The organism is Vibrio intestinalis, assembly GCF_025195085.2.
Classification (GTDB): Bacteria; Pseudomonadota; Gammaproteobacteria; order Enterobacterales; family Vibrionaceae; genus Vibrio; species Vibrio intestinalis.
The window spans coordinates 13774-35301 of record NZ_JANAVY020000005.1 but is presented as its reverse complement, the minus strand read 5'-3'; the positions used below and the strand labels follow the sequence as shown (position 1 = coordinate 35301).

Genomic DNA, 21528 nt, shown 5'->3' with positions numbered 1-21528 from the left:
TTTACTATGCGCTGTGTTAAAAGGTAAGGTGGAATACGGAGCATCGGTATTGCGTTACTTACACCTTAATAGAGCGTTATAACCTCAGAATAAAATGGAGTATTTATGATAGCAAGAGAATGGAAAGCGACTTGCCCTAAAGAGTATGAGGAAGGGTTTGTTGCATACCTCTATGAGACAGGAATCAAAGATACATCTGAGACAAAAGGTTTTCTTGGTGCTCAAATCCTAAATCGGAATTTAGGCGATAATGCTGAAATCACGTTGTTGACCTATTGGGAAGATCTTGAATGTATCAAAGCATTCTCAGGAGAAGACATTAGCGTTGCTAAATTGTATCCAGAGGATGAAAAGTACAAATTGAATCCAGAACGTCATGTAAGCCACTACGAAGTCCGTGAGAACATGTGGCTATAACAAAGCGTCCAAAGCTCAACGGTTTAGGTCTAGCGGTATGTGTTGTTCACCATTTAACGCAGAGTTATGCAATAGGGAGGAAAACTCAGGGTGAGTGCGGGATTTAAAGGTTCATGTTTATGCGGCGGCGTCCGATTTTCTGTTTGTGGGTTTAGTGACAAAGTAGCTAATTGTCATTGCTCTATGTGTCGGAAATTTCACGGCGCTGCATTTGGAACACTGGTTAGCGTGAAAGGTTTAAGCTGGCTGAAAGGTAAGGATCTACTCAAAGAGTTTGTGGCATCCAATGGAACCACGAGGACATTTTGTTCTAACTGTGGTTCTAGTCTTGGGTTTCGGGTAAAAGGTGAGTCTTTAGAAAGCATCGAATTGGCTATTTCAGTCTTTGATGTAGATATACCTGTAAAAGTCGATGCTCAGATTTACACTGGTTATAAGGCTAATTGGTGTGAACTGTACGGTGATTTACCAGTTTATCCTAATGGGCGTACAAGTTCGTCGAACCTTTGAATATATCGCATAACAAAGCAGTTAAGAGTGGCTCACACTTTAGCAAGGCATTATGATGAATTGAAAATATAGGGATACTCGAAATGTTTGTAATTTTTTATGATAAGCCAGTAATTAATTTTTTATTTTTGTTATTTGCTGCATTTGGTGTTTTTGTAGGAGCACCAGCAGTGCTTTTATACCTTATATTGATTAAATTCTTATATAGCTTGTTCGTGTCAATTGTCATCTCAAGTTGGGAAAACAATGAAAAAATTCTCGTAGAGACAACAGAAACACGGTTGGAAATCAATTTTCGTGGCATTCCTGTTAAGGAATCTACAGACTCACTTTCCAATATACACTTTAAAAGTGAACGAGCAGCAAGGTCTGGATACATGAAACTGCTGACTACTAAATTAATCATTGTTTTGGGTTTGCTTTGGTTATCGATAACAAATGCGTCGGATATTTTTTTCAGTTTTCAAGGCTGGCACCAAATAGTGTATTCAAGCGTAGGTATTGCTACGGTGGCTTTTATAATTGTGAAACTACTAAGAGTTCTGAAGCTGCTTCTAGATTTAAATTCAGGAAGGTGGTTCTTGCACAATACTCTATATAGAACTTACACATATTATGCAGCTTACACCCCAAAAATAGATGAAGCCCAAGAGTTAGAACCATACTTAGCTAAAGTGTTTGAATAACCATCATAACAAAGCGTTTTAGATGAATTCCCAACGCTTGGTATTTTCGGGTTCATTCGGTTTTAGTTTTTACGGAACAATTGGATAGCTATGGTGGTGATGTTGCACACCACTAAACGTAACGTGGCGTTAGATGGAGAATTAATCATGGAAGCAAGGTATCTGGACTATTTCCGAGCCTATTTAAGCACATTGCCTAAATCTCAACTTCCTGAGATTGAAGAAGTCGAAACGACTTATTTTTGTGACGACGAATACAATACAAATGAGTGTGCTCGACTTGTCTCAATTGGTCAAAAGCGTGCTTGATTGGGCAAAGAATCCGGTTTGTATAGTAAAAATAACTAATGTGGACTTTTGTCCCTTTGGTCAGGTTAGCCGAGAGTTTGCCGAGTCTGAAGGTGAAGGGGATGGTACGTATGAGTGGTGGTACAAAGCACATAATGACTTTTTCATAGAAGACTGTAAATCATCTTATGGTATTGAATTCAACGAATCGACAGAGTTAGTTCTTGTAACGTTTAAGTTGGTACACAAGTAATTTCTAACAAGTCTTTTAGACGGCTCTCCAACATTCGGCATTTTAGGTTTGCCTAAACTCAAGTGTACAGCACAATGGTTTAGGTCAGGTGGTAGCGTTGCTCACACCTTAGTGCTGCGTTATGTACTAATGAATAGGAGTAGGTTAAGTGCGTAGGTTTTTGGTTTTAATTCTTTGCTGCTCATCGTTCTCACTTTCTGCGGAAAATAACGCCGAAGATTGCATGTTATTTGGCTATCTGTGCGAGCTTGAGGCGACTTTTGTTTCGGCAGATAAAGAGTTGAATGATGTTTATAAACATATAATGAATCGTATCAATTCAGGTGAGTTGTCTGATGGAACTCTTGTGGATTCAGCTGAACTTAAGCAAAGTTTGCTTAGCAGTCAACGAAGTTGGCTCAAGTTCAAAGAGTCCAATTGTGATGCATTTTATGTACTCAATAGTGGAGGTAGGCAGCGAAATGAATCTCGAATGGAGTGTGAAATAGAAATGACCAAGGAACGTACTAAATATTTAAGAAGGTGGTACTAACTTGGTTTGAGTACACACATAACACATTGTTCAAGAGTGATTCGGCTCGCGTGGCATTTTTACTATGCGCTGGTTTTAGTTATCAATGTGGTAATCGGTGGCGTTGGTATTGCGTTGCTCACCTCTGAGCTGGGCGTTATATGTTTTACGTAACTTAAAACATCAGGTAAGGACAAAAAAAAATGTTTAAATTCAGCGCAAGCATAGAACTATACGCTGAATGCCACATAATTAAATTTAGTTAGTGTTCTCTAGGACTTTCCTTGCGGGCTCAGTATAGTAAGCTCTATGAAGTAGCGAAATGAGCTGATCCGAATTGATGAAAATATTCGATGCAATTTCAGAAATGCTAACACCTGGAGTCCATGAGTTCATAACCGCAGCACCTGTTAGTTCTGAAAGTCGGTTAAGGGTTATAGATTCGCTGCGCTGTGGAATCTTAAGCTGGTTTAACTGTCGTTGCACCATAGCCATCATAGTACCTTTGAGTATACGCGCTTTTGGCCATATAACGGTTTCTCCATCCCAAAACGCCAGATTCCATATAGTTCCTTCGCTCAGATAGCCGTTACTATTCATAAATACAGCGTCATCAAAGCCTTGCCGTACGGCTTGGTGCAAGTAGTAAGTCTTGCCTATTTCACCAACGTGCTTAATTTCAGCAAGTGGCCTCTCATGGTTAATTGTTGCTAAACGAAGTGGGCCTGTAGGGCCATTCTCTGCTGGAGTACTACGGATTAACACTTTGGGTTCAATGTCCATGCTGTCGGCTGTAAACTCACCTTTGGGAGAGTATATGGTAACGGTTAGTGATTGGTCTCTAGCACCACTCTCAACTGCTGAGGTAATGTAAGACTCTACAAGTGCATCGGGTAATGCCATGCCATAAAGCTCAATGGAAGCTTTACGTAATCTGTCTAGATGCAGATCCAGTCCCTTGATCATTTTGTTTCGAACCTGTAGTGCGGTGAAGTGTGCAAACCCAGCAAATACTAAGTTAGTTATTTCAGAGCTTGGTATCGATTGTCCATTTAAAAAAGTTTGGTCGGTGAGGATTTTTGCCGTCATGTTTTAAGGCCCTAATAGAATAAACTTTGTGGGCTATTAGCTTAAACCCTTACAGCGCTGTGAGGGGCAAGGAGTAAAAGTGAAAATAGGTGAGCTGTCTAAAAAAACGGGTGTGAGTATACGTATGCTGCGTTATTACGAAGAGCAAGGATTGTTAAAACCGAAGCGGACAGTTTCGGGGTATCGGGAGTTTGACCAGAAAGAGGTACGTACATTAGAGAGGATCAAACTACTTAGCTCTGCGGGTATGAACTTGGCCACAATTTTGCTGTTTTTGCCATGCATAAGAGGTGAAGGACTTGTTTTTGAACCTTGTGATGAACTTAGAAATCTTTTGTATGAACAAATTCGAATTGCCGATCAGAAGGCGGCTAAATTGGTTGAAAGTCGGAAAATACTTGATAGCTTTCTATCAGAGATAGAAAAACATTGAGTTGGTGTTAGCTAATATTTATAAAGCACGTCACGACCTATTTTTTATATACCTTAAAGAACATAAATATAACAAAGTAATATTCCATGTTACACATAACAAAGGGTTTAAGACAAATTCGTAACGTTTTGCATTTTTTATTTAATTCGGCTTTAGTGTTAACGGCACAAAGGGTTAGGTAAGGTGTGATTTTGCTCACCAGTTAATGCGGTATTAAGCATACGGTCATGTTTAGGTAATCACGATTATGATAAAGTTCGCATTTTAAAATTGGATAACCAAATGAGCAATGAGCATTTTCAAGGTAAATATGAGGTAGAGCTTAAGTACCGCCTTGAGTCGAAAACTGATTTTTTGAACGTTTTGTCATTTATACCTCATGAAATAATGCTTGAGGACAACCTAGAGTCCGACTGTTATTTTGATACTGCTGATAAATTATTGTCCCGACAGAATAAGAGCGTCTGTATTCGTACTATGCAGCCATCAGGTATAAAACTTTGGATTGTTAAAGGCCCAGAGGTAGACCGATGTGAAGCGACGAATATCACCGATGCGGAAAGTGCAAGAAGTATGCTTGAAACAATGGGATATGAAATTACATTAAAAGCGACCAAAACTCGAAGTATCTATTTTGTCGACAAGTTTCATATTACCGTTGACTCTTTAGATGACATTGGTGACTTTGCTGAGTTTGCCATCATGACAGATGATGAATCGATGTTAAGTGCTTATAAGTCAGACCTTGAAGCCTTAGCAAGTGAGTTTGGGTTAACAGAATCAGCATTGCAGACAAAATCCTATAAACAGATGTTCATGGAAAAGTGCGAAGAAAAAAGTGTTTAAAAAGGATTCTCGACGCTTGGCATTGCAGCTTACTTGATTCTAAGTATTTATGTCACAATGGATGAGGTAGGGTGGTCTGCGTTGCTTACCACTTAACAGGGCGTTAGTAGCAAGGAGGCAAGCGTGACCAAAAGGTACATACCCTACGCCACGTTAGTATTAGTGTTGTCCACTGTAGTGGTATCTTTGGTTGTAAATTTCCAAATATCAGGATCGCTATTCGGAAAGATTAAGATTACAGAACTCGAGCCTTTTGGTGGGTTTACATACAAGCACATTTTAGATTTAGAGCTATGGCGTTTAGTCGTCTCTCAACTCATTCACGTGAAGCAGTTTCACATGATTTACAACGCTTTTTCATTGCTTGCTTTGGGCTATGTGCTTGAGCGAAAACTCGGTTCTAGTGTTTTCCTACTAATTTGGTTTATTGCGGGCTCGATTGGCACCTTTGCTAGTACATTCACGGTACCTGAACCATGGAATTTGGGAACGGGCGGTTCCCAAGCCATTTTAGGTTTGGCCGCTGCCGGGATCATAATGTATCTAAAGCGACACATCGAAGGGAAGTTAGCGTTGACTGTTTTGGTACTTACTATTGTTCCAGCATTCGCTCTAGATTTAATTTTTAGCGAGCATCATCTTCCAAAGGTTGGTCATGTGGTTAGCTTTGGTTTAGGTGTTTTGCTTTTATATAGTTTTCAGCAACAGGGTAAAACTTGCTACTAACAAAGCGTCTAGAAAGTCTTCTCTACGCTTGGCATTTTCGGCTTACTTCATTTTAAGTATTTATGTCACAATGGTTTAGGTAGCGTGGCTTACACCTTAAAAGGACGTTAGGTGCCAAAGAGGAAAATATGAAATATCTCAAATGTGTGTTCTGTTCAGTGTTAGCAATTACGTATTCAAACTTGGTTTGGTCCAATCGCTGTGATGCAGTAGGTGATAAAGTATTAGATGCAATGGCTAAAACTCTCGATGTTCGTGTGGATGAAATTGCTATTGATAAGACATTCTATGAACAAAACTTTGAGACTGATGTTTTAGACCTGATAACCATAGTTGTAGATATGGAAGAAGCTATTGGAGTTGAGCTTAGAGACGAAGATGTAGTTGACCCCGTAGTTTCTGAAGAACAGTTTGAGCTAAAAATCAAAGACAAAGTAACGGTCCGAGAGTATCAAGAGATAGTTCACAAAGCGTGTGTTAACTCTTTGGGTTAGAAATAAAAAACAAATTGTTCAAGCGTAATTCGGCACGCGTGGCATTTTTACTATGCATTAGTTTTTTTGAGGAAATATTGTGGAAATCTGGACGTTGTTGTTCTTTATACCTGCGTGTTTTGCGCTCAATATGACTCCTGGGCCAAACAATCTATTGTCCATGAACAACGCACGTTGTTACGGTTTTAAATCCGCTTTCATTGCTGGTCTTGGTCGTATTGCGGCATTCGCTGCAATGATCGCTTTGGCTGCTTCCGGTTTAGCCGTTGTTCTCTATGCTTCTGAGACTGTATTTCTAATGATCAAAGTTGTGGGCGCAGCATACTTGTTGTGGATTGCCTTTAATCTTTGGCGTTCGGAAGCAAGCCCTGTTTCTGAGCTAGAAAACACTCGTAATCGATTGGGTTTAGCGAAACAAGAATTTTTGTTAGCGGCTGGTAACCCAAAGGCGATACTGATCTTTACTGCCTTTCTACCACAGTTCGTCGATGTTTCAGCAAGTGTAAATGAACAGTTCTTCTTTTTAGGGGGTACGTTCCTTATTTTAGAAATGGGTGCTATATCAATTTATGCATTATTTGGAATGTACTTAAGGCAGTGGTTTACGAAGCCGAAAATGGCAAAGCCCTTCAATAGAGGTTGTGCAACTTTTTTGGCTATGTCTGGAGCAAGCTTGTTACTGACTCGCGAGCAATAAAACTAGCAAAAAATTCAAGAGTGATTCGGCACGCGTGGTTTTTTTACTATGCGTTGATTTTAGTTATTAAGCTGGTATGTGGTGGCTCCGGTGTTGCGTTGCTCACACCTTAACAGGGCGTTATGCACTTCTCCAATTTCGATATTCAAGGATGATATATGAGTGAATCAAAAGTAGTTCTGGTCACCGGAGGTGGTAGAGGGATCGGCGCGGCTACAGCAAAGTTATTTGCTTCTAACGGCTATGCAGTTTGCATTAATTACAAGTCAAACACGGGTGCGGCCGAAGCACTAGCTCATGAAATTAGGCAAACTGGTGCGCGGTGTATTGTGGTTCAAGCGGATGTTTCAAATGAAGCTGATGTCTCAAGGTTGTTTGAGACAATCGATGATGAGCTAGGCTCCTTGTCGGTGCTTGTAAATAATGCGGGAATTCTTCGCACAAAATCTCGACTCGAAGATATGACAGCTGATCGAATCAACGGCATTCTGTCCAATAATGTGACGAGTTATTTTCTTTGCTGTCGCGAGGCAGTTAAGCGAATGTCTACTCGTCATGGAGGAAAGGGCGGAGTGATCGTGAATGTTTCATCAGGTGCATCTCGTTCTGGTTCACCAAATGAATATATTGATTACGCAGCATCAAAAGGTGCTATCGATACATTAACAAAAGGCCTATCTCTAGAAGTTGCCTCTGAGGGAATTAGGGTTAATTGTGTTCGTCCTGGACTCATTCATACGGAAATGCACGCTGATGGTGGTGAACCTGAAAGAGTTGAGCGGTTGAAAAGTATTATCCCTCTTCAACGTGGTGGACGCCCTGAAGAAGTAGCAGAAGCAATCTATTGGCTTTCACCAGAAAAGGCATCATTCTCTACGGGAAACTACTTAGATCTGTGTGGAGGCCTCTAGATGCATAACCAAGCGTTTAAGGCAGGCTCGCAACACTCGGCGTTAGCTTTCTAAGGAATCACCATTGATTTTGTGCACTTTTTGATGGGGAAGTACCATAGAAAGCCTCAACTCTAATCTCTCACTTTCGTGTCTTCTTTAAGCGCTTTTCTATTTCTTTTTGCTCCCAGTCATCCCCTAAAAAATTAAAAACCTCAAATGCATTGATAGCGTGTGAGACCATAAAAATGCCCCAGCCTAAGGCCGGGTAAATAGCCCAAAGCTCCTCAGTACCCGTTACGAAATTAATCACAAATAATAGGGATATTACCGACAAGTATTTGGTTAAGTGGTTATAGAATTCTTTTATCTTTTTAACTTGAGCCACTACTTGTTCTTGTTGATTTGGTGAGTGCATTGTTTGCTCCATTTTATTGTCCTTTCTTTTAACGTAAGTATTGAATACGGAGAATGATAAATTGTTGTGTGGGTCTTGAGGTTTCTTTGCGACGAATTGCTGTATAGGGGAGTGAAGAGTCAATAACTAGGATGAAGTGCATACGTTTAAGGGGTACGAACAAAAACGTACATTTTTGCGTTTCTCTTTTTCCCAAGCTAGTAAGCGAGTAAAGCACCTAAGAGAGGCTCAAAACGGTTGGCGGTTTAGCGTCATAGTTTTAATTAAGTGTTTATGTCACAATAGCTTAGTTCTGGGAGATGGTGTCTTTCACCCTTAATGCGGCGTTAAGTTACAAAGGTAAGTTATGCGTATTTTATTGTTTATAATTGTGATTTTTTCTCTGCCTATTAGTGCAAAAACATTCGAGATCAGAGAGTTCAAAAACGCAAATCAGCTGATCTGGGATGATAATTTCAAATCGCATATAGATGAATATTTTGGCAGTAAGAGTAAGGAATATTTCTGGTCAAATGCAAAAATTTCTGAACAGGTTAAGGCTGGTTTTGGTGGTGCTCCCGATCTAGTAAAAGCTCTTGGAGCCAATACATATATTGTCAGTGCTTGTCGACACCACTCTTGTATTGAAAAATCTGCGTATGTTACAAACGGTGACTTAGAACTTTTTGCAATCATTTCATATCTTTGTGAAAGTCATTCCGGTGAAATTGAAATTTGCTCTGATGGGCAATTAGTTGTTTTTTATAAAAATATCGCTGCCAAGGATTTGTTGAGCAACCATCTTATCAACTGGAAAGATTATCATGTGCCTAAGGCAAAGGTCGTATACGAAAAAGTAGATTAACAAATTGTTCAAGAGTGATTCGGCACGCGTGGCATTTTTACTATGCGTTGGTTTAAGTGGTTAAGGCGACATGTGGAAGCTTCTTTATTGCGTTACTCACACCTTGACAGGGCGTTATGTTGAAGAGAGGAAACTATGTACAACGTTGAACAAGAAATACCAACCCCAGAGAATTACATCCAAATTCGTCTACGTGCTGGTCTATCAGAAAAGTCGATAGAAGCAGCAACCATTGGCTTAAGTAATAGCCTCTACTCTGTGGTCGTATATGCTAACAACTCACCAATCGGGCTTGGTAGAGTTATTGGTGACGGCGGGTGTTTCTTTGAAATCACAGATATAGCCGTCCTACCTGAACATCAAGGGAAAGGTGTAGGGTCGCTAATTATGGAAGCATTAACAGGCTGGCTCAAGATTAATGCTCCGAGAACAGCGTATGTAAGCCTAATGGCTCATCACGGTACGCCTGAATTCTATGCTAATTTCGGTTTCAAATATGCTGAATTGCCTAATGCATCTGGCATGTATTTGAGAATAGAGTGATGGCAAAATTAACATAACAAGGCGCTCAAACTCACCTCCAACACGTGGCGTTTTGCTTCGCCAAATTATACGCCACAGATTTCATTCAACTTGGTGTGGCGTTAAGCCTTTCAACAAAAATGGACTTTTTACATGGAAATAGTAAAAGCAAAGATCGACAATCTAGACGTAATTTCACCTCTATTTGATTCTTATCGAGTGTTTTATGGTCAAGATAGCAACCCTGATGTTGCCCGCGAATTTATTCAGTCACGCATTAACAATAATGAATCAGTGATATTTTTAGCAATTGATGATGAGGGCAATGGCTTAGGTTTTACTCAGCTGTATCCAAGCTTTTCTTCAGTTTCGGCTTGTAAGACTTGGGTTTTAAATGACTTGTTTGTTGCTGATACAGCTAGAAGGATGGGTGTGGCTACGAAATTGATGATTGCGGCGAAAAATATGGGGCTAGATACTCAAGTAAAAGGTCTTACTTTGGAAACGGCAGAAAGCAATGTGAATGCTCAAAAACTGTATGAGTCTTTAGGTTATGAACGAGAGTCAGGAACGTATCATTACTTCTTGAAACTTCAGGTATAGCAAAGTGTTTAAGGCGGCGGGCAAACGGTGGGCAGCTTTAGTTCGATGATATGCATCTGTATTTTTCATAATGTCTTGAGTGCAGTGACAGCGCTGATCATCACCTAATGCGGCGTTATATTACTAGGGACGATAGGGAGATTAAATTGCTAGGTTTAATAAGGTTCTTTGTTGTTAGCAATCTGCTTTCAGCCGCGATAGTAGTTGTACTAGAGAAGTCTACGGGGTTCTTTGGTCTTAACTTTTGGTCTGATTACGCTTTCTTTGTCCTGATTATTCTTTGGGGAATAGCAGCGTTGTTTTTCATGTATCCACCAGAGCGTGATTTTCAGGGTGATAAAGCTGAAAGGGTAGCTGGATCAATGGTCGATAGCTCAGTAGCTAGCGAAATTGATGATGAGCGCTTTTCCTCAAATACGATATTTTGTATCAAGCTTTTTGTTTCGGGGTTACCAGCGTTTTTGACGTGCGTAGTTATGAGCTTCACGACATAACAGAGCTTTATATTTCAAAGGGGGTCACTTGGAATTTCCAGAATATGAATCAACGCGATTAATTCTTCGACAGCTAGACGATACCGATACAAGCAGTATTCTCAATCTATTTTCCAACGAAGCAGTTATCGCTTATTACGACATGGAAGCGATAACAAAGCCCTCTCAGGCTGCGATGATAATTGAGCAAATGAGACATAGGTTTATTACTAAAGCTGGTATTCGTTGGGGAATCGTTCTTAAAGAAACAGGTAACCTAATTGGAACGTGCGGTTTTAACTCATGGAATGAGAAAATGAAGTCCGCAGTAATTGGCTATGACTTGTTACCTCAATACTGGGGACAGGGCATTATGGCAGAGGCGATTAATAAAATTGTTAGGCAAGCATTTCTGGGTGATTTGCCGTGTGGAAAGCTAAATCGTATTCAAGCTGATACCGTATTAGGTAACGTTAGTTCTGAGAAGCTCCTTGCTAAAGTCGGCTTAAAAGAAGAAGGCCTTCGTAGACAAAGCGGCTACTGGAAAGGGCAATTTCATGATCTAAAATGCTTTGGTTTGCTTCAGAGTGAATACAAAGAAAAAGGAACTTTCGATGTTTAAAATCGAAACTAAACGTCTGATTATTAGGAATATGTCTCCAAACGATGAAGATGCTTTTGTTACCATGTCTCAGGATGCTAAATATCAGCGTTTCTATGATGAAAGCGATTGCGACCCTAACAAATACCGAGAGTTAACAAGTTTGTTTATCGCTCAGGCTTCTGAGCAACCAAGAAAATCATACCAATTAGCTGTTGAATGTAAGGTATCTGGAGAGTTCATCGGGACTGTTTGTTTACGTTTAGAAGATAATCAGCAGGCTTCGATGGGATGTGCATTTTCCAGAGTTTCTCAAGGTAACAAGTTAAGCTACGAAGCCGCCTTGGCTCTGGCAGATTTTGGTTTTTCGGAGTTGGGTGTTCATCGCATTTATGCGGAGACAATCAGTAAAAACTTGCCAGCGATTAAGCTCTGTAAATCTTTGGGTATGCGGCAAGAAGCTTACTTTAGAGAGCATCGTTTTTTCAAAGAACAGTGGTGGGATACAGTGGTTTTGGCAGTCCTTCGAACCGAGTGGATCAAGGCACAACAAAGCGTTTAATACAGATTCGCAGAGAATTTGAAACATAATCAGGAGTAATAATGAACAAAGAACAGGCTAAAAAGCACATTGAAGAGAATCTGAATGATGGGGACTCGCTAATAGGTTTCTTTCAGGCAATAAGCCCTCCAAATTATTGGTTAGTCTTCCTAATTGGCCCTTTTTTCATTTTAACGATGAAAGTATATTTTTTAGCTGTTACTGAGAAAGGTATATCTTTCTACAAGTTGAGCATGATGGGTAAATTCAAGGAAAATGATTTCTTTGAGTTTGATGACATTGAAAGTGTAAAAATAGGAAAAGGGCTATTACAAAGGCCTATGAAGTTCACATTCAAAAACAACCGAAAGATTAAAATAAAAGCCCAATTAAAGGGCGTAGAAAAGGTCGCAAAATTGTTGCCAGATGTTCAACAGCATATTGAAAGCAATATTCCTTTAGTCCAATGATTATATTTATTATCTCAGTTGTAATGTATGTCGGCTTATTGATTTTCATAAAGCCTGCTCCGAGTAGCTTGAAGGCTGCGCCGATTACCTACAGTGAAAACTTTAAGTCTGTTTGGGCTTCTATTTGTACAGGGGTTATAGTTCTTCTTATATTCCTTCTGACAACAAACTTTGATTTCATTTCGGTCAATGAGGGCCTGTATCGAAAGTTGGCATTGAGTAATGACGTTGATCAGTTCTTAAATTGGCCGTTACAGTCAGTCACGCACCTATTTCTCCATGGTAACCTGATTCATCTCGTTGCAAATGTATTTGGCTTAGGTCTAGCGTCCGCCTATGAACGCAGGGTTGGAGCCAAAAGGTATCTTGAAGTTCTTCTTGTGGGTAGCTTGGCATCCATACCATCTATATTATTCTATTCGGAAAGTGTTTTGGTCTGTGGGATATCGGGTGGCGTTTTCGGTTTGGCGGCGGCTTATTTTACCGATGAAAAGGAATTAACCACCAAAGAGTGGCTTTTAGCGATTTTACTGTTCCTATTTTCGGCAATGTTTTTTGCCCTAGATTCAGAGTTTAACGGTGGTTTTAATAACGCGTTAGATGTAAAAATTGATCACATTGGTCATTTTTTGGGAGCATTAGGCGCAATTTTGTATTGCCGCTTAAAGCCACTGCGCTGAAAAAGAACAAGCACTGGAAACCTTGAACTTCGGCTTCGTGCCCACGTTGGTTTTTCGGTGTTTTGCGATGAAGCAAATAGGCGCTATCGTATTGATTTTAAAAAAGAGTGTTTTGGTTTGGTTATATTTTTAAATGGAACGTCCAGTTCTGGAAAAACGACATTAAGTCATGCACTTCAACAGGCTCTGGCTGATGTTTATCTACATGTCTCAGTTGATACTTACTTGTCTCAAATTGCGCAATGTGACCTAAATAATGCCAAACTCATGGAAGAGCGATTTGCAAATATTGTTAATGGTTTTCATGAATCGGCAGCAGCCATTGCACGTGCAGGAAATAACGTTATCGTAGACTACGTACTTCAACAGCCTGAATGGTTAGACGCTTGTGTTAAAGCGTTTGAAGGTATGCCAGTGGTGTTCGTAGGTGTGCACTGTCCTCTTGACGTGCTAGAAACGCGAGAAGAGTCTAGGGGGGATCGCAAACTAGGAGCCGCCCGTTTTCAATTTAATCGCGTACATAGTCATCGTACTTATGACCTTGAATTAGACACATCAAGTTTGAGCGTTGAAGCCTGCGTGTCAAAAATTGTTGAGTACATTGAATCGGGTTCGAAACCTTCGGCATTTGAAACGCTTATGCTTCAGAGTGAAATGAGGAAACAGGCCTAACGTACGTCTACATCTCACTACCTAAACCATGACACGTACTTTTCTTGGCACCACAAAACAAAAAGCCACTTACGAAAGTAAGTGGCTTTGTCACTATTAGATAGCTATCTAAACTTAAGCGTAGCTAGCTTTGGTAAATTCCATCTCGGTTTTCAGACCTAGGATTAAACTCCAGCACATAAGTAGCAAGATGAACATGAATGGCAATGCCATTGATACTGTGCCTGCTTGTAGCGCCTGAATTGACTCCGTACCGCCAACCCAAAGTAGCACGGCTGCGATAGCGCCGCCAATTACTGCCCAGAACACACGCTGAGGAACTGGAGCATCCACTTTACCGCCTGATGTAATACTATCGATTACTAGCGAACCTGAATCTGAAGAGGTGATAAAGAACACCATGATCAGCACGATAGAAACGACAGATAACACAGAGCTAATTGGAAGTGCATCGTAAGTGTGGAATAGCGAAAGGGTGATATCTTTCAGGCCATTTAGACCAATTTCACCGACTTTGTTGATCACTTGGTCAATTGCGATACCGCCGAAAACTGCCATCCAAATTACGATAACTGCTGTTGGGATAAATAGTACAGCAACCATAAACTCGCGGATTGTGCGGCCTTTAGAGATACGCGCGATGAACATGCCTACAAATGGTGACCATGAAATCCACCAAGCCCAGTAGAATACAGTCCAACCGTGCATCCAGGTTTCGTCTTCACGGCCGTGTGGGTTACTCAGTGGAATGAAGTTTTCAATGTAGCCCATCAGCGCCGTTGGTACTGATTTTAGTGCCACCATACCGCCAGCAATCGCCACGAACACCAATAGGAAGAACGCAACCACCATGTTGATGTTACTCAGTACTTTTACGCCGCCATTAATTCCGCGAATTACTGAGATGGTTGCTAGTAGCGTAACCACCGCAATCACACCAAGCTGCATACCAATGCCGCCTTCAGTGCCGAATACGTGGTTAATACCACTTGCCGCCTGTTGAGCACCAAGGCCCAATGAGGTTGCTAGGCCGAATAGAGTCGCCAATACGGCTACGATATCAACAATATGTCCGAACCAACCCCAAGTTCTGTCACCCAATAGTGGGTAGAAAATAGAACGAATTGAAAGTGGTAAACCTTTGTTGAAAGAGAAGAAGGCAAGAGCAAGCGCCACAACTGCGTAAATGGCCCAGCCATGAATACCCCAGTTGTAGATGGTCGCGCCAAGTGCCAATTTCACCGCTTCAGGAGAGTGTGCTTCAACACCAAGTGGCGTTTCATACCAACCAGTAAAGTAAGCGACAGGTTCTGCCACACCCCAGAACATAAGGCCAATCCCCATGCCTGCGGCAAATAGCATCGACATCCATGAAAGTGTGGTGTGTTCTGCTTTGGCATCATTGCCACCAATTCGGATTTTTCCGTAAGGGGAGACGATGAGGGCAAAACAGAAAATAACAAAGATGTTTGCTGCCCACATGAAAGTTACATCGAAGTTGTTGATGATCTTCCATTTAACGCCATCTAATGCTGCTTTTGCCGTTTCGGCATCGGCCACTAGAAGGGCAACTAGAAATAGAATGATAGCGCCAGCGCTAATACCAAATACTGGGTTGTGAACGTCAAAACCCCATTTCTGGATATTGTCTTGGCCAATTGTATAGTCAGTATTCTCGATACTATACCTATCCTTAGTATTACTCATTAATCCTCGCAATTGTTTAGAGCTCAAAATATATTTCGGGCGCAAGATTAACAGGAATGAGACAAAAACTAAAGCTATCTCACAAAATTGACTGAATCGTCATCACTTATTGTTCAATAATTTAGACAGAACTCTAATGAAAAAGCGTGTTAGAGAAACCCTAACACGCTTTAGTTTGCGGTCGATCGAGAGATCCAATCTCTCATTGATATAGCTAACTTATAGCCAGTGCTTACTGATGGGATCTTTAGGATTAAAGTGGTAAGCGATTTGTGCTTGTAACAGCTCAGCGGTAGCGACTGCATCGGTTAGCGCGTGGTGAGGCGTGTACTGCGGTAAACCATAACGAGTACGGCTAGAGCCTAATCGAACAGACTCAGGTTTTTTACCGGTCAGCCTGTTTAGAAAGCCACCTGATTGCGCTTGCTGAATTTTAGTTTCAATATCCATCGTATCAAGCACAGGGAACTCGATGCCTTCTTTAATGCGATCGCGCAAGGCTAAATCAAAAAACTCTCGCTCGATGCGCTGGTAGTGAACCACCATAATTTTCCCCGCCATCTCTTTGAGCACTTCAGGGAAAACCGCGCTCAAATCAGGCGCGCCGAGTACATCACTGTGCGTGATTCCGTGGATGACAACCGATTCTTCTTCAAGCTGTTTACGTGGTCTAACAGTCCAGTGTTTAGCTTGGCTCATATAGATTCGATTCAAATCAAACGGCACAGTGCCGATGGTGATGATGTCATCATCTACAGCGTTCAGACCTGTGGTTTCGAAATCAATTGCCAGAAACAATACCTCGTCGAGCGGGGTTTCGGTATCGGGCAATGATTCTCCGTAGTATTCCTTTAACTGCTGGTTTTGAGTGACTTGCAGCTTGCGCTCAAACTTGTTGGGCCAATCAATTATCGGAGCGCGCATTATCTTTTTAATCATGCGTTTCTCACTTAAAGTTATTGCTGGCTTGATAGCGGAACTTGAGGAAGTTTTGCGCATTACTCAAGATTTGGAATGCATCTTTTAAGTTACGACGTTCAAAATCGGACAGGTTTTCCGGTTCGATGTTGTTATCTGGCTCGATTTCATTTTCCACGTCGTAGGCTTGGTGACGAATACGCACCATAGAAATAAACTCTAGTGCATCATGCAGGGCGCGAGCTTTACCTTTTGGTAAGATTCCGGCGTCATGGATGTCATCTAAACGTTCAAATGAGTTTTGAGAACGTGAGCCTACGGCAAGTGCGTGTACGCGAATCAAATCCGCGAGTGGCGCAGTGCCGCGACGTTTTAGATTGATGGAGTTTTTGTGCCGGCCATCTTTTTCCATCACGAAATCTTTAAAGAAGCCTAAAGGTGGGGTGCGGTTCATGGCATTGCGTGCAAGGCAGGCTAAGAAGCGGTTATTTTTACGTGCGCGGCGCACGATAAATCCATTGAGCTGTTCTGCCCATTTTAGACGGCCATACACACCATCAAGATCAAAGAAGATAGAAGCGTTAAGCAGTGCTTTCGGGTTTGGGTTATCAATCCAATCGGCGAAGCATTCTTCCCATTCTGTGCGCGTCATACGCCATTCTGGATTCGTTGCCATGATGTCGCCGGTACAATAGCTGTAGCCACATTCATTTAGGCCATCACACACACGCTTTGCGAGCTCTGCGAAATATTCGCCGTGTTCTTTTTCGTCGTAGCTGTTATCTAAAATAATGGCGTTGTCTTGGTCGGTTACGAGTAATTGCTCGTCACGTCCCATTGAGCCTAGGGCAAGGAAGCAATAAGGAATTGGCGCAGGGCCCAATTCCTCTTCGGCGAGTTCAATAATGCGCTGCTTAAAGCTTCGACCAATCACTGACATCGCGCTGCCGACCATGTGAGAGTTTGCATCTTCGTTAACTAGGCGAACAAAACTGTCTTTAAGTTGTTCGGATAGGGAAGTGAGCTCTTCAATGCTCTGCTGGTGGAAAATACTGCTTACTAACAGCAGAGAGTTCTGCGATTCATAACGAACGATATCAGTCGCTTCGATGATGCCAATTGGCTTTTTGTCTTTCAGTACAGGAAGGTGGTGCGCGTTGTAGCGAAGCATGGTCAACATGGCTTCGTAAACGTAGGCGTTGTGATCAAGCGAGATCACATCGGTCGACATGACACTGGCGACGTCATCGTTAATATCCAAACCTTCGGCCAATACGCGGGTACAAAGATCACGGTCAGTGATGATGCCAACTAGCGAGTTAGAATCGTCGTCATCATTGTCAACGGTGTCTGGGTCCATGATCAGCAGGGAAGAGACGTTTTCTTCTGCCATCTTGATGGCTGCATTTTGAATCGATTCAGTGGTGTACACATAAGGCGCATCACGAGTCAGCAAGGTTCTTACTTTGGATGTGGTGAGATCGTTTTCTTGCTTAGTGCTTGAAACGGTTTGGCGCAGTCGCGCGTTACCTTCTAATTCGACAAAGTCAGCAAACGATTCGTGATTGTCATACAGCTCTTGGAATACGTTTTCAGGGATGCAGTAAATCAAGGTATCTTTGATGGCCTTGGCTGGAAACTTGACCTTGTTATTGGTCAGCAAACCCATTTGGCCAAATAGCGCGCCTTCATCGATGCGGTTATAGAGCTCACCTTTACGACGATATACTTCAACCACGCCACTGCGCACCATGTAGAGATCATGAATATGGTCACCAAAGTGGATGATGGGCGTATCTTCGCGGTAGTAGGAGATTTCGATGTGTCGGCTAACGTAGTTGAGGATATCATCTTCAAGTTCGTCAAAAGGGGGGTGCTGTGATAGGAAATTTTTGATTTCCAACAGTTCTACTTCCATGAGCTATTCCGTGTAATACAACTTCTGCTTCAATGTTACATGATAACGACGCGCTCTGCATGGCACAGGGCAAAATAAGCGACTCTAAACCCAATAAAAAAAGGCTTGGAATATCCAAGCCTTTTCACGTGATGCTGCAATTTTAAGTATGGTAACGACTCAAAATTGCCCCTAAGTTTTGCGAAGCCTTTGTCAGGTTATGTACACCGATTAGTGATTGCTCGGCCACTTCTTTAATATTGTTTGATTGCGCGCGGATGTCACTCAGCTCTTTGGCAATGTCAGTCGCGACTGAGCTTTGCTCTTGCGCGGAGGTCGAAATGTGCAAGCTCATATCATTCACAGCCTGCGCAGATTGGTAAATCGTTTCGATATCGTTACCAATTGAAGAGACAATTTCACTGCTCGCCTGAGCTTGGGTCACCGTTTGTCCGGTAATGGTCGCAATGCTTGTGCTTTCTTGTTGCAGCTTTTCGATCATGGCTTGGATTTCAACTGTCGCTTGTTGAGTACGGCTAGCAAGCGTGCGCACTTCATCAGCAACCACCGCAAAACCACGGCCTTGTTCGCCTGCTCGCGCGGCTTCAATTGCTGCGTTTAGTGCAAGTAGGTTGGTCTGCTCAGAAATGCCATTGATGGTGGTGATGACTTCACTGATTTGGCTAGTGTTGTCATTAAGCGACGATACCGAAGAAGAAGTTTGTTCTATGTACGCCGATAACGTAGCAATCTCATTAATTGCTTTTTGTACGCGATCAGCACTGTCGCGAACGTGTTGGCTATCTTGTTCCGATTGACTTGAAGCGCGATTCGCAATTTGAGTCACTTCTTGCGCTGACGCAGTCATTTCTTCCATCGCGGTTGCAACAGAATCTAAAGAGGTATGTTGGCGATTGATTTCTGTTTCGCTGTGTTTCATCTCATCTTCAAATGAAGAGGACGTTTCACCTAATGTGGTTGCGCTTTCTTTCACGGTTACAACCAACTCAGTTAACGTGTCCATTGCGCGGTCTAGCGCACAGCCAATCGTGCCGAACTCGTCACGGCCTGGGTGGAAGCCTAAACGAGAGGTTAAATCACCTTCTGAAATCTTCACCGTAGTAGTGTAAAGCACCCAAAGTGCGCCGCCAAGGAAGGTTGCTACCCAATACAGGAACAACGCAAATGGAGCGATAAGCAGCAGACTAAGCAACAAGCTTGTTGTGGCTTCACTTTTTGCCGCTTCGATGGTTTGAGCGTGGTTTTCGCTTAAGCGATAGTACTGACCTTGTTTGTCTTGCCCGTATGCGGTAACGGTAGTGCCCTTAATTGAAGGTGCGCCAAGCGTTGCTGTGCTCACGGCTTCAAGACCAGGTGCGTTATGTGCTGAGGCATCGGCGCTCAATATGCCATCGAGCCGAGCTTCGACCTTCACCATGGCTAGTTGTTCGGCATGAGAGATTTGGTCGAGATAACGGTTACCGGCAACACAAGCGAGCGAAATAACGAAGAGAGCGAAAATCGCCCACATTTTGTCGTTAATAGACATTTTTATGAATAGACGGTCAATTGTCCTAAATTGAACTTCTTTCATGTGAACTCCATTTTATTATTTTATGTCAGCGTCAATCTATAAATTGACAGACGCCAAGTATGCGTTGAAGCACTAAAAACATGAAACTAATGTTAGATAATTAATCGATATTGAGAAGTTGATCGGCTTACTAGGTGATCGAGTTCATAAAATTATCGAACGGCAGCCGGAAGGTGAAAGCAAAACATCAAGTTAGTCGAACGTGCTTCATTTAAAAGGATGCTAAAAAGAGGCGCGTAAAGAAGAGGGTGTTAGGAGCTAGAAGCGAGAAAAGCGACTCAGCGGATTAATTCTCCGCTGAGAAGCAGGACAGATAACGTGAGCGTTAACCTAGTGCGGGCAACACGCCGGCGCTAATCAGCAACTGTGCGCAGACAATCACCACACCACAAGTGAAACAAGTCGCCAAACCGATATGACCACCTTTCACTCGGTAAGCAACATCGGTTGTTAACTTACGTGTTTTTGAAACCATCACAATAGGTAAGAAGATGGCCAAAATTGCCAGCGCAATCGCAGCGTAGCCAAGTGCCATGATAAAGCCCTGTGGGTAGAACAGCGCGAAGCACATTGGTGGCAAGAAGGTGATTAAACCTGTGATGCTACGATTTAATGCTTGTGAGCGGTTAGCACTGTTTTTCTTCAGCGTATCGCCTAAAAATTCAAACAAACCTAAGCTCACACCTAAGAATGATGTTAAAAGCGCTAAGTCGGCAAAAATTCCAATAGTACCTGCTAGATTCGATTCACTTACGGTTGACGATAATGTGCCAATTAACGCGCTTAAGCCTTGGTTTTCTAGCAGAGTTGATTGATTAACCACACCTAACGTTACGACTTGCCAAAACACGTAAATGATTAGTGGAATTGCAGAGCCGATAACAATGGCTTTACGTAGCGATGGCGTATCACCGTCTAAGTAGCGAACTATTGCAGGAATACTGCCGTGAAACCCAAATGAAGTGAAAATCACGGGAATAGATGCGACGATCAAACCTTGCTGCAGCGGCATGCTAAGTAAGTAAGATTGAGTGACATTTGGCGCAAGGAACATTAGCACGCTCGCCATGGCAATCAGCTTTAGGGTAAACAATAAACGGTTCACCTTGTCGACGGTTGATGTACCAATAGTGACAACACCAGCCACCAGCATAGTAAAGATAACCACGCCTTGAGTGGCTGACACTTCTACACCAAACCATTGTGCTAGGCGGTCACCAAATTGTGCACCGCCACCTGCGATGTAAGCTGCACAGAGCGAGTAAAACAAGAACAGCATAGCGAAGCTCGCAAGCCATTTTCCTTTTTTGCCCAAGATTTGTTTAGCAAGCGTATGTAATGTCGCGCTGCTGTCAGCGTGCTGATGCAACTCGATCATGATGAGTGCGGTATAAGCCATTACAGCCCATAAAACAGCCATAATTAAAAGGGAGGTGGAAAAGCCTATGCCTGCCGATGCCAATGGTAATGCGAGCATGCCCGCGCCAATGGTAGTACCGGCGATGATCAAAGTGCTTCCTAAAATCTTTGATTTACTCATCTGTACACTATTCTTTACTAAGGTTGAGGTTGGCAGTGTTTATATACCAGTTAGATGTTCATGATTGGTTATAAATACTGGAATTGTCGTATATTGTGAGAAAATGGACTTAAGATCAAGCGGTATGTAAACATTATTATCCGGTGGTGTAATTTTTTGTTTACGGTGATGCCGAAACGACACTCAACCGCTTAGGCAAACGTTTACT

Annotated in this window: 26 protein-coding genes and 1 pseudogene; 20 read left to right on the top strand and 7 right to left on the bottom strand. The window is 42.2% G+C overall.

What is annotated here, in order from left to right; all coding sequences use genetic code 11:
- The first annotated feature begins 105 nt into the window (after positions 1-105).
- From MU515_RS09595 to MU515_RS09575, 5 genes and pseudogenes are all read left to right on the top strand, one after another.
- Positions 106-417, top strand: a complete 312-nt coding sequence (locus MU515_RS09595) for an antibiotic biosynthesis monooxygenase family protein (RefSeq protein ID WP_260260205.1) — start codon at positions 106-108, stop codon at positions 415-417.
- Between the two features lie 90 nt (positions 418-507).
- On the top strand, positions 508-927 hold the full coding sequence (locus MU515_RS09590) for a GFA family protein (protein ID WP_260260204.1): 420 nt from the start codon (positions 508-510) through the stop codon (positions 925-927).
- An 83-nt stretch (positions 928-1010) separates the two neighbouring features.
- The gene (locus MU515_RS09585; protein WP_260260203.1) at positions 1011-1613 is read left to right on the top strand and encodes a hypothetical protein; all 603 of its coding nucleotides are present in this window, start codon (positions 1011-1013) and stop codon (positions 1611-1613) included.
- A 147-nt stretch (positions 1614-1760) separates the two neighbouring features.
- Positions 1761-2154, top strand: a pseudogene (locus tag MU515_RS09580) (ASCH domain-containing protein).
- 148 nt (positions 2155-2302) lie between these two features.
- A complete protein-coding gene (locus MU515_RS09575; RefSeq protein ID WP_260260201.1) occupies positions 2303-2686 on the top strand; it encodes a lysozyme inhibitor LprI family protein in 384 nt (127 codons plus the stop codon).
- A gap of 237 nt (positions 2687-2923) precedes the next feature.
- Here the strand turns inward: MU515_RS09575 and MU515_RS09565 are convergent, their stop codons facing one another.
- Positions 2924-3754, bottom strand: a complete 831-nt coding sequence (locus tag MU515_RS09565) for an aminotransferase class IV family protein (RefSeq protein ID WP_260260199.1) — start codon at positions 3752-3754, stop codon at positions 2924-2926.
- Between the two features lie 79 nt (positions 3755-3833).
- On the opposite strand from MU515_RS09565, the gene MU515_RS09560 reads away from it, so the two are divergent.
- The 6 genes from MU515_RS09560 (at position 3834) to MU515_RS09525 (ending at position 7861) form a co-directional block, all read left to right on the top strand.
- Complete coding sequence (locus tag MU515_RS09560) at positions 3834-4187, top strand: MerR family transcriptional regulator (RefSeq protein ID WP_260260198.1); 354 nt, start codon at positions 3834-3836, stop codon at positions 4185-4187.
- Positions 4188-4469: 282 nt separating this feature from the next.
- A complete protein-coding gene (locus tag MU515_RS09555; RefSeq protein ID WP_260260197.1) occupies positions 4470-5033 on the top strand; it encodes a class IV adenylate cyclase in 564 nt (187 codons plus the stop codon).
- Between the two features lie 123 nt (positions 5034-5156).
- Positions 5157-5759: a rhomboid family intramembrane serine protease gene (locus MU515_RS09550; protein ID WP_260260196.1), complete on the top strand. Its 603-nt coding sequence runs from the start codon at positions 5157-5159 to the stop codon at positions 5757-5759.
- A 128-nt stretch (positions 5760-5887) separates the two neighbouring features.
- Positions 5888-6253 carry a phosphopantetheine-binding protein gene (locus MU515_RS09545; RefSeq protein WP_260260195.1) on the top strand — a complete coding sequence of 122 codons (366 nt, stop codon included), beginning with the start codon at positions 5888-5890 and terminating at the stop codon, positions 6251-6253.
- 79 nt (positions 6254-6332) lie between these two features.
- Positions 6333-6950 (top strand): LysE family translocator, encoded by a 618-nt coding sequence (locus MU515_RS09535; protein ID WP_260260194.1) that lies wholly within the window; start codon positions 6333-6335, stop codon positions 6948-6950.
- Between the two features lie 158 nt (positions 6951-7108).
- Positions 7109-7861 (top strand): SDR family oxidoreductase, encoded by a 753-nt coding sequence (locus MU515_RS09525; RefSeq protein ID WP_260260193.1) that lies wholly within the window; start codon positions 7109-7111, stop codon positions 7859-7861.
- Between the two features lie 121 nt (positions 7862-7982).
- On the opposite strand, the gene MU515_RS09520 is transcribed toward MU515_RS09525, so the two are convergent.
- Positions 7983-8270: a 2TM domain-containing protein gene (locus MU515_RS09520; protein ID WP_260260192.1), complete on the bottom strand. Its 288-nt coding sequence runs from the start codon at positions 8268-8270 to the stop codon at positions 7983-7985.
- A 334-nt stretch (positions 8271-8604) separates the two neighbouring features.
- Between MU515_RS09520 and MU515_RS09515 the strand changes: the two genes are divergently transcribed.
- The 9 genes from MU515_RS09515 to MU515_RS09470 all read left to right on the top strand — a co-directional run bounded on the left by MU515_RS09515 (position 8605) and on the right by MU515_RS09470 (position 13664).
- Entirely contained in the window at positions 8605-9102 is a 498-nt protein-coding gene (locus MU515_RS09515) for a hypothetical protein (protein ID WP_260260191.1), read from the top strand.
- A 135-nt stretch (positions 9103-9237) separates the two neighbouring features.
- Positions 9238-9645 carry a GNAT family N-acetyltransferase gene (locus tag MU515_RS09505; protein ID WP_260260190.1) on the top strand — a complete coding sequence of 136 codons (408 nt, stop codon included), beginning with the start codon at positions 9238-9240 and terminating at the stop codon, positions 9643-9645.
- Between the two features lie 132 nt (positions 9646-9777).
- Positions 9778-10227: a GNAT family N-acetyltransferase gene (locus tag MU515_RS09500; protein ID WP_260260189.1), complete on the top strand. Its 450-nt coding sequence runs from the start codon at positions 9778-9780 to the stop codon at positions 10225-10227.
- A 146-nt stretch (positions 10228-10373) separates the two neighbouring features.
- A complete protein-coding gene (locus MU515_RS09495; RefSeq protein ID WP_260260188.1) occupies positions 10374-10721 on the top strand; it encodes a hypothetical protein in 348 nt (115 codons plus the stop codon).
- Between the two features lie 28 nt (positions 10722-10749).
- On the top strand, positions 10750-11322 hold the full coding sequence (locus MU515_RS09490) for a GNAT family N-acetyltransferase (RefSeq protein ID WP_260260187.1): 573 nt from the start codon (positions 10750-10752) through the stop codon (positions 11320-11322).
- Positions 11315-11863 (top strand): GNAT family N-acetyltransferase, encoded by a 549-nt coding sequence (locus MU515_RS09485; protein ID WP_260260186.1) that lies wholly within the window; start codon positions 11315-11317, stop codon positions 11861-11863. Before MU515_RS09490 ends, MU515_RS09485 begins: the two co-directional genes overlap by 8 nt.
- Positions 11864-11904: 41 nt before the next feature.
- The gene (locus MU515_RS09480) at positions 11905-12312 is read left to right on the top strand and encodes a PH domain-containing protein (RefSeq protein ID WP_260260185.1); all 408 of its coding nucleotides are present in this window, start codon (positions 11905-11907) and stop codon (positions 12310-12312) included.
- Complete coding sequence (locus MU515_RS09475; protein ID WP_279257153.1) at positions 12309-12992, top strand: rhomboid family intramembrane serine protease; 684 nt, start codon at positions 12309-12311, stop codon at positions 12990-12992. Before MU515_RS09480 ends, MU515_RS09475 begins: the two co-directional genes overlap by 4 nt.
- Positions 12993-13049: 57 nt before the next feature.
- Positions 13050-13664 (top strand): chloramphenicol phosphotransferase CPT family protein, encoded by a 615-nt coding sequence (locus MU515_RS09470; protein ID WP_260260183.1) that lies wholly within the window; start codon positions 13050-13052, stop codon positions 13662-13664.
- A 114-nt stretch (positions 13665-13778) separates the two neighbouring features.
- Here the strand turns inward: MU515_RS09470 and MU515_RS09465 are convergent, their stop codons facing one another.
- The 5 genes from MU515_RS09465 to MU515_RS09445 form a co-directional block, all read right to left on the bottom strand.
- Positions 13779-15371, bottom strand: a complete 1593-nt coding sequence (locus MU515_RS09465; RefSeq protein ID WP_260260182.1) for a BCCT family transporter — start codon at positions 15369-15371, stop codon at positions 13779-13781.
- 219 nt (positions 15372-15590) lie between these two features.
- Positions 15591-16310 carry a 3'-5' exonuclease gene (locus MU515_RS09460; RefSeq protein WP_260260181.1) on the bottom strand — a complete coding sequence of 240 codons (720 nt, stop codon included), beginning with the start codon at positions 16308-16310 and terminating at the stop codon, positions 15591-15593.
- 7 nt (positions 16311-16317) lie between these two features.
- A complete protein-coding gene (locus MU515_RS09455; RefSeq protein ID WP_260260180.1) occupies positions 16318-18207 on the bottom strand; it encodes a DUF294 nucleotidyltransferase-like domain-containing protein in 1890 nt (629 codons plus the stop codon).
- Positions 18208-18349: 142 nt separating this feature from the next.
- Positions 18350-19780, bottom strand: a complete 1431-nt coding sequence (locus MU515_RS09450; protein ID WP_260260179.1) for a methyl-accepting chemotaxis protein — start codon at positions 19778-19780, stop codon at positions 18350-18352.
- Positions 19781-20105: 325 nt separating this feature from the next.
- The gene (locus tag MU515_RS09445) at positions 20106-21320 is read right to left on the bottom strand and encodes an aromatic amino acid transport family protein (protein ID WP_260260178.1); all 1215 of its coding nucleotides are present in this window, start codon (positions 21318-21320) and stop codon (positions 20106-20108) included.
- Positions 21321-21528 lie beyond the last annotated feature (208 nt).

Excerpts from the sequence above, each read along its gene's own strand:
- MU515_RS09595 (WP_260260205.1), top strand. The coding sequence starts at position 106 with ATGATAGCAAGAGAATGGAAAGCGACTTGCCCTAAAGAGTATGAGGAA.
- MU515_RS09585 (WP_260260203.1), top strand. The coding sequence starts at position 1,011 with ATGTTTGTAATTTTTTATGATAAGCCAGTAATTAATTTTTTATTTTTG.
- MU515_RS09565 (WP_260260199.1), bottom strand. The coding sequence starts at position 3,754 with ATGACGGCAAAAATCCTCACCGACCAAACTTTTTTAAATGGACAATCG.
- MU515_RS09555 (WP_260260197.1), top strand. The coding sequence starts at position 4,470 with ATGAGCAATGAGCATTTTCAAGGTAAATATGAGGTAGAGCTTAAGTAC.
- MU515_RS09545 (WP_260260195.1), top strand. The coding sequence starts at position 5,888 with ATGAAATATCTCAAATGTGTGTTCTGTTCAGTGTTAGCAATTACGTAT.
- MU515_RS09525 (WP_260260193.1), top strand. The coding sequence starts at position 7,109 with ATGAGTGAATCAAAAGTAGTTCTGGTCACCGGAGGTGGTAGAGGGATC.
- MU515_RS09520 (WP_260260192.1), bottom strand. The coding sequence starts at position 8,270 with ATGGAGCAAACAATGCACTCACCAAATCAACAAGAACAAGTAGTGGCT.
- MU515_RS09515 (WP_260260191.1), top strand. The coding sequence starts at position 8,605 with ATGCGTATTTTATTGTTTATAATTGTGATTTTTTCTCTGCCTATTAGT.
- MU515_RS09505 (WP_260260190.1), top strand. The coding sequence starts at position 9,238 with ATGTACAACGTTGAACAAGAAATACCAACCCCAGAGAATTACATCCAA.
- MU515_RS09500 (WP_260260189.1), top strand. The coding sequence starts at position 9,778 with ATGGAAATAGTAAAAGCAAAGATCGACAATCTAGACGTAATTTCACCT.
- MU515_RS09485 (WP_260260186.1), top strand. The coding sequence starts at position 11,315 with ATGTTTAAAATCGAAACTAAACGTCTGATTATTAGGAATATGTCTCCA.
- MU515_RS09480 (WP_260260185.1), top strand. The coding sequence starts at position 11,905 with ATGAACAAAGAACAGGCTAAAAAGCACATTGAAGAGAATCTGAATGAT.
- MU515_RS09475 (WP_279257153.1), top strand. The coding sequence starts at position 12,309 with ATGATTATATTTATTATCTCAGTTGTAATGTATGTCGGCTTATTGATT.
- MU515_RS09465 (WP_260260182.1), bottom strand. The coding sequence starts at position 15,371 with ATGAGTAATACTAAGGATAGGTATAGTATCGAGAATACTGACTATACA.
- MU515_RS09460 (WP_260260181.1), bottom strand. The coding sequence starts at position 16,310 with ATGATTAAAAAGATAATGCGCGCTCCGATAATTGATTGGCCCAACAAG.
- MU515_RS09455 (WP_260260180.1), bottom strand. The coding sequence starts at position 18,207 with ATGGAAGTAGAACTGTTGGAAATCAAAAATTTCCTATCACAGCACCCC.
- MU515_RS09450 (WP_260260179.1), bottom strand. The coding sequence starts at position 19,780 with ATGAAAGAAGTTCAATTTAGGACAATTGACCGTCTATTCATAAAAATG.
- MU515_RS09445 (WP_260260178.1), bottom strand. The coding sequence starts at position 21,320 with ATGAGTAAATCAAAGATTTTAGGAAGCACTTTGATCATCGCCGGTACT.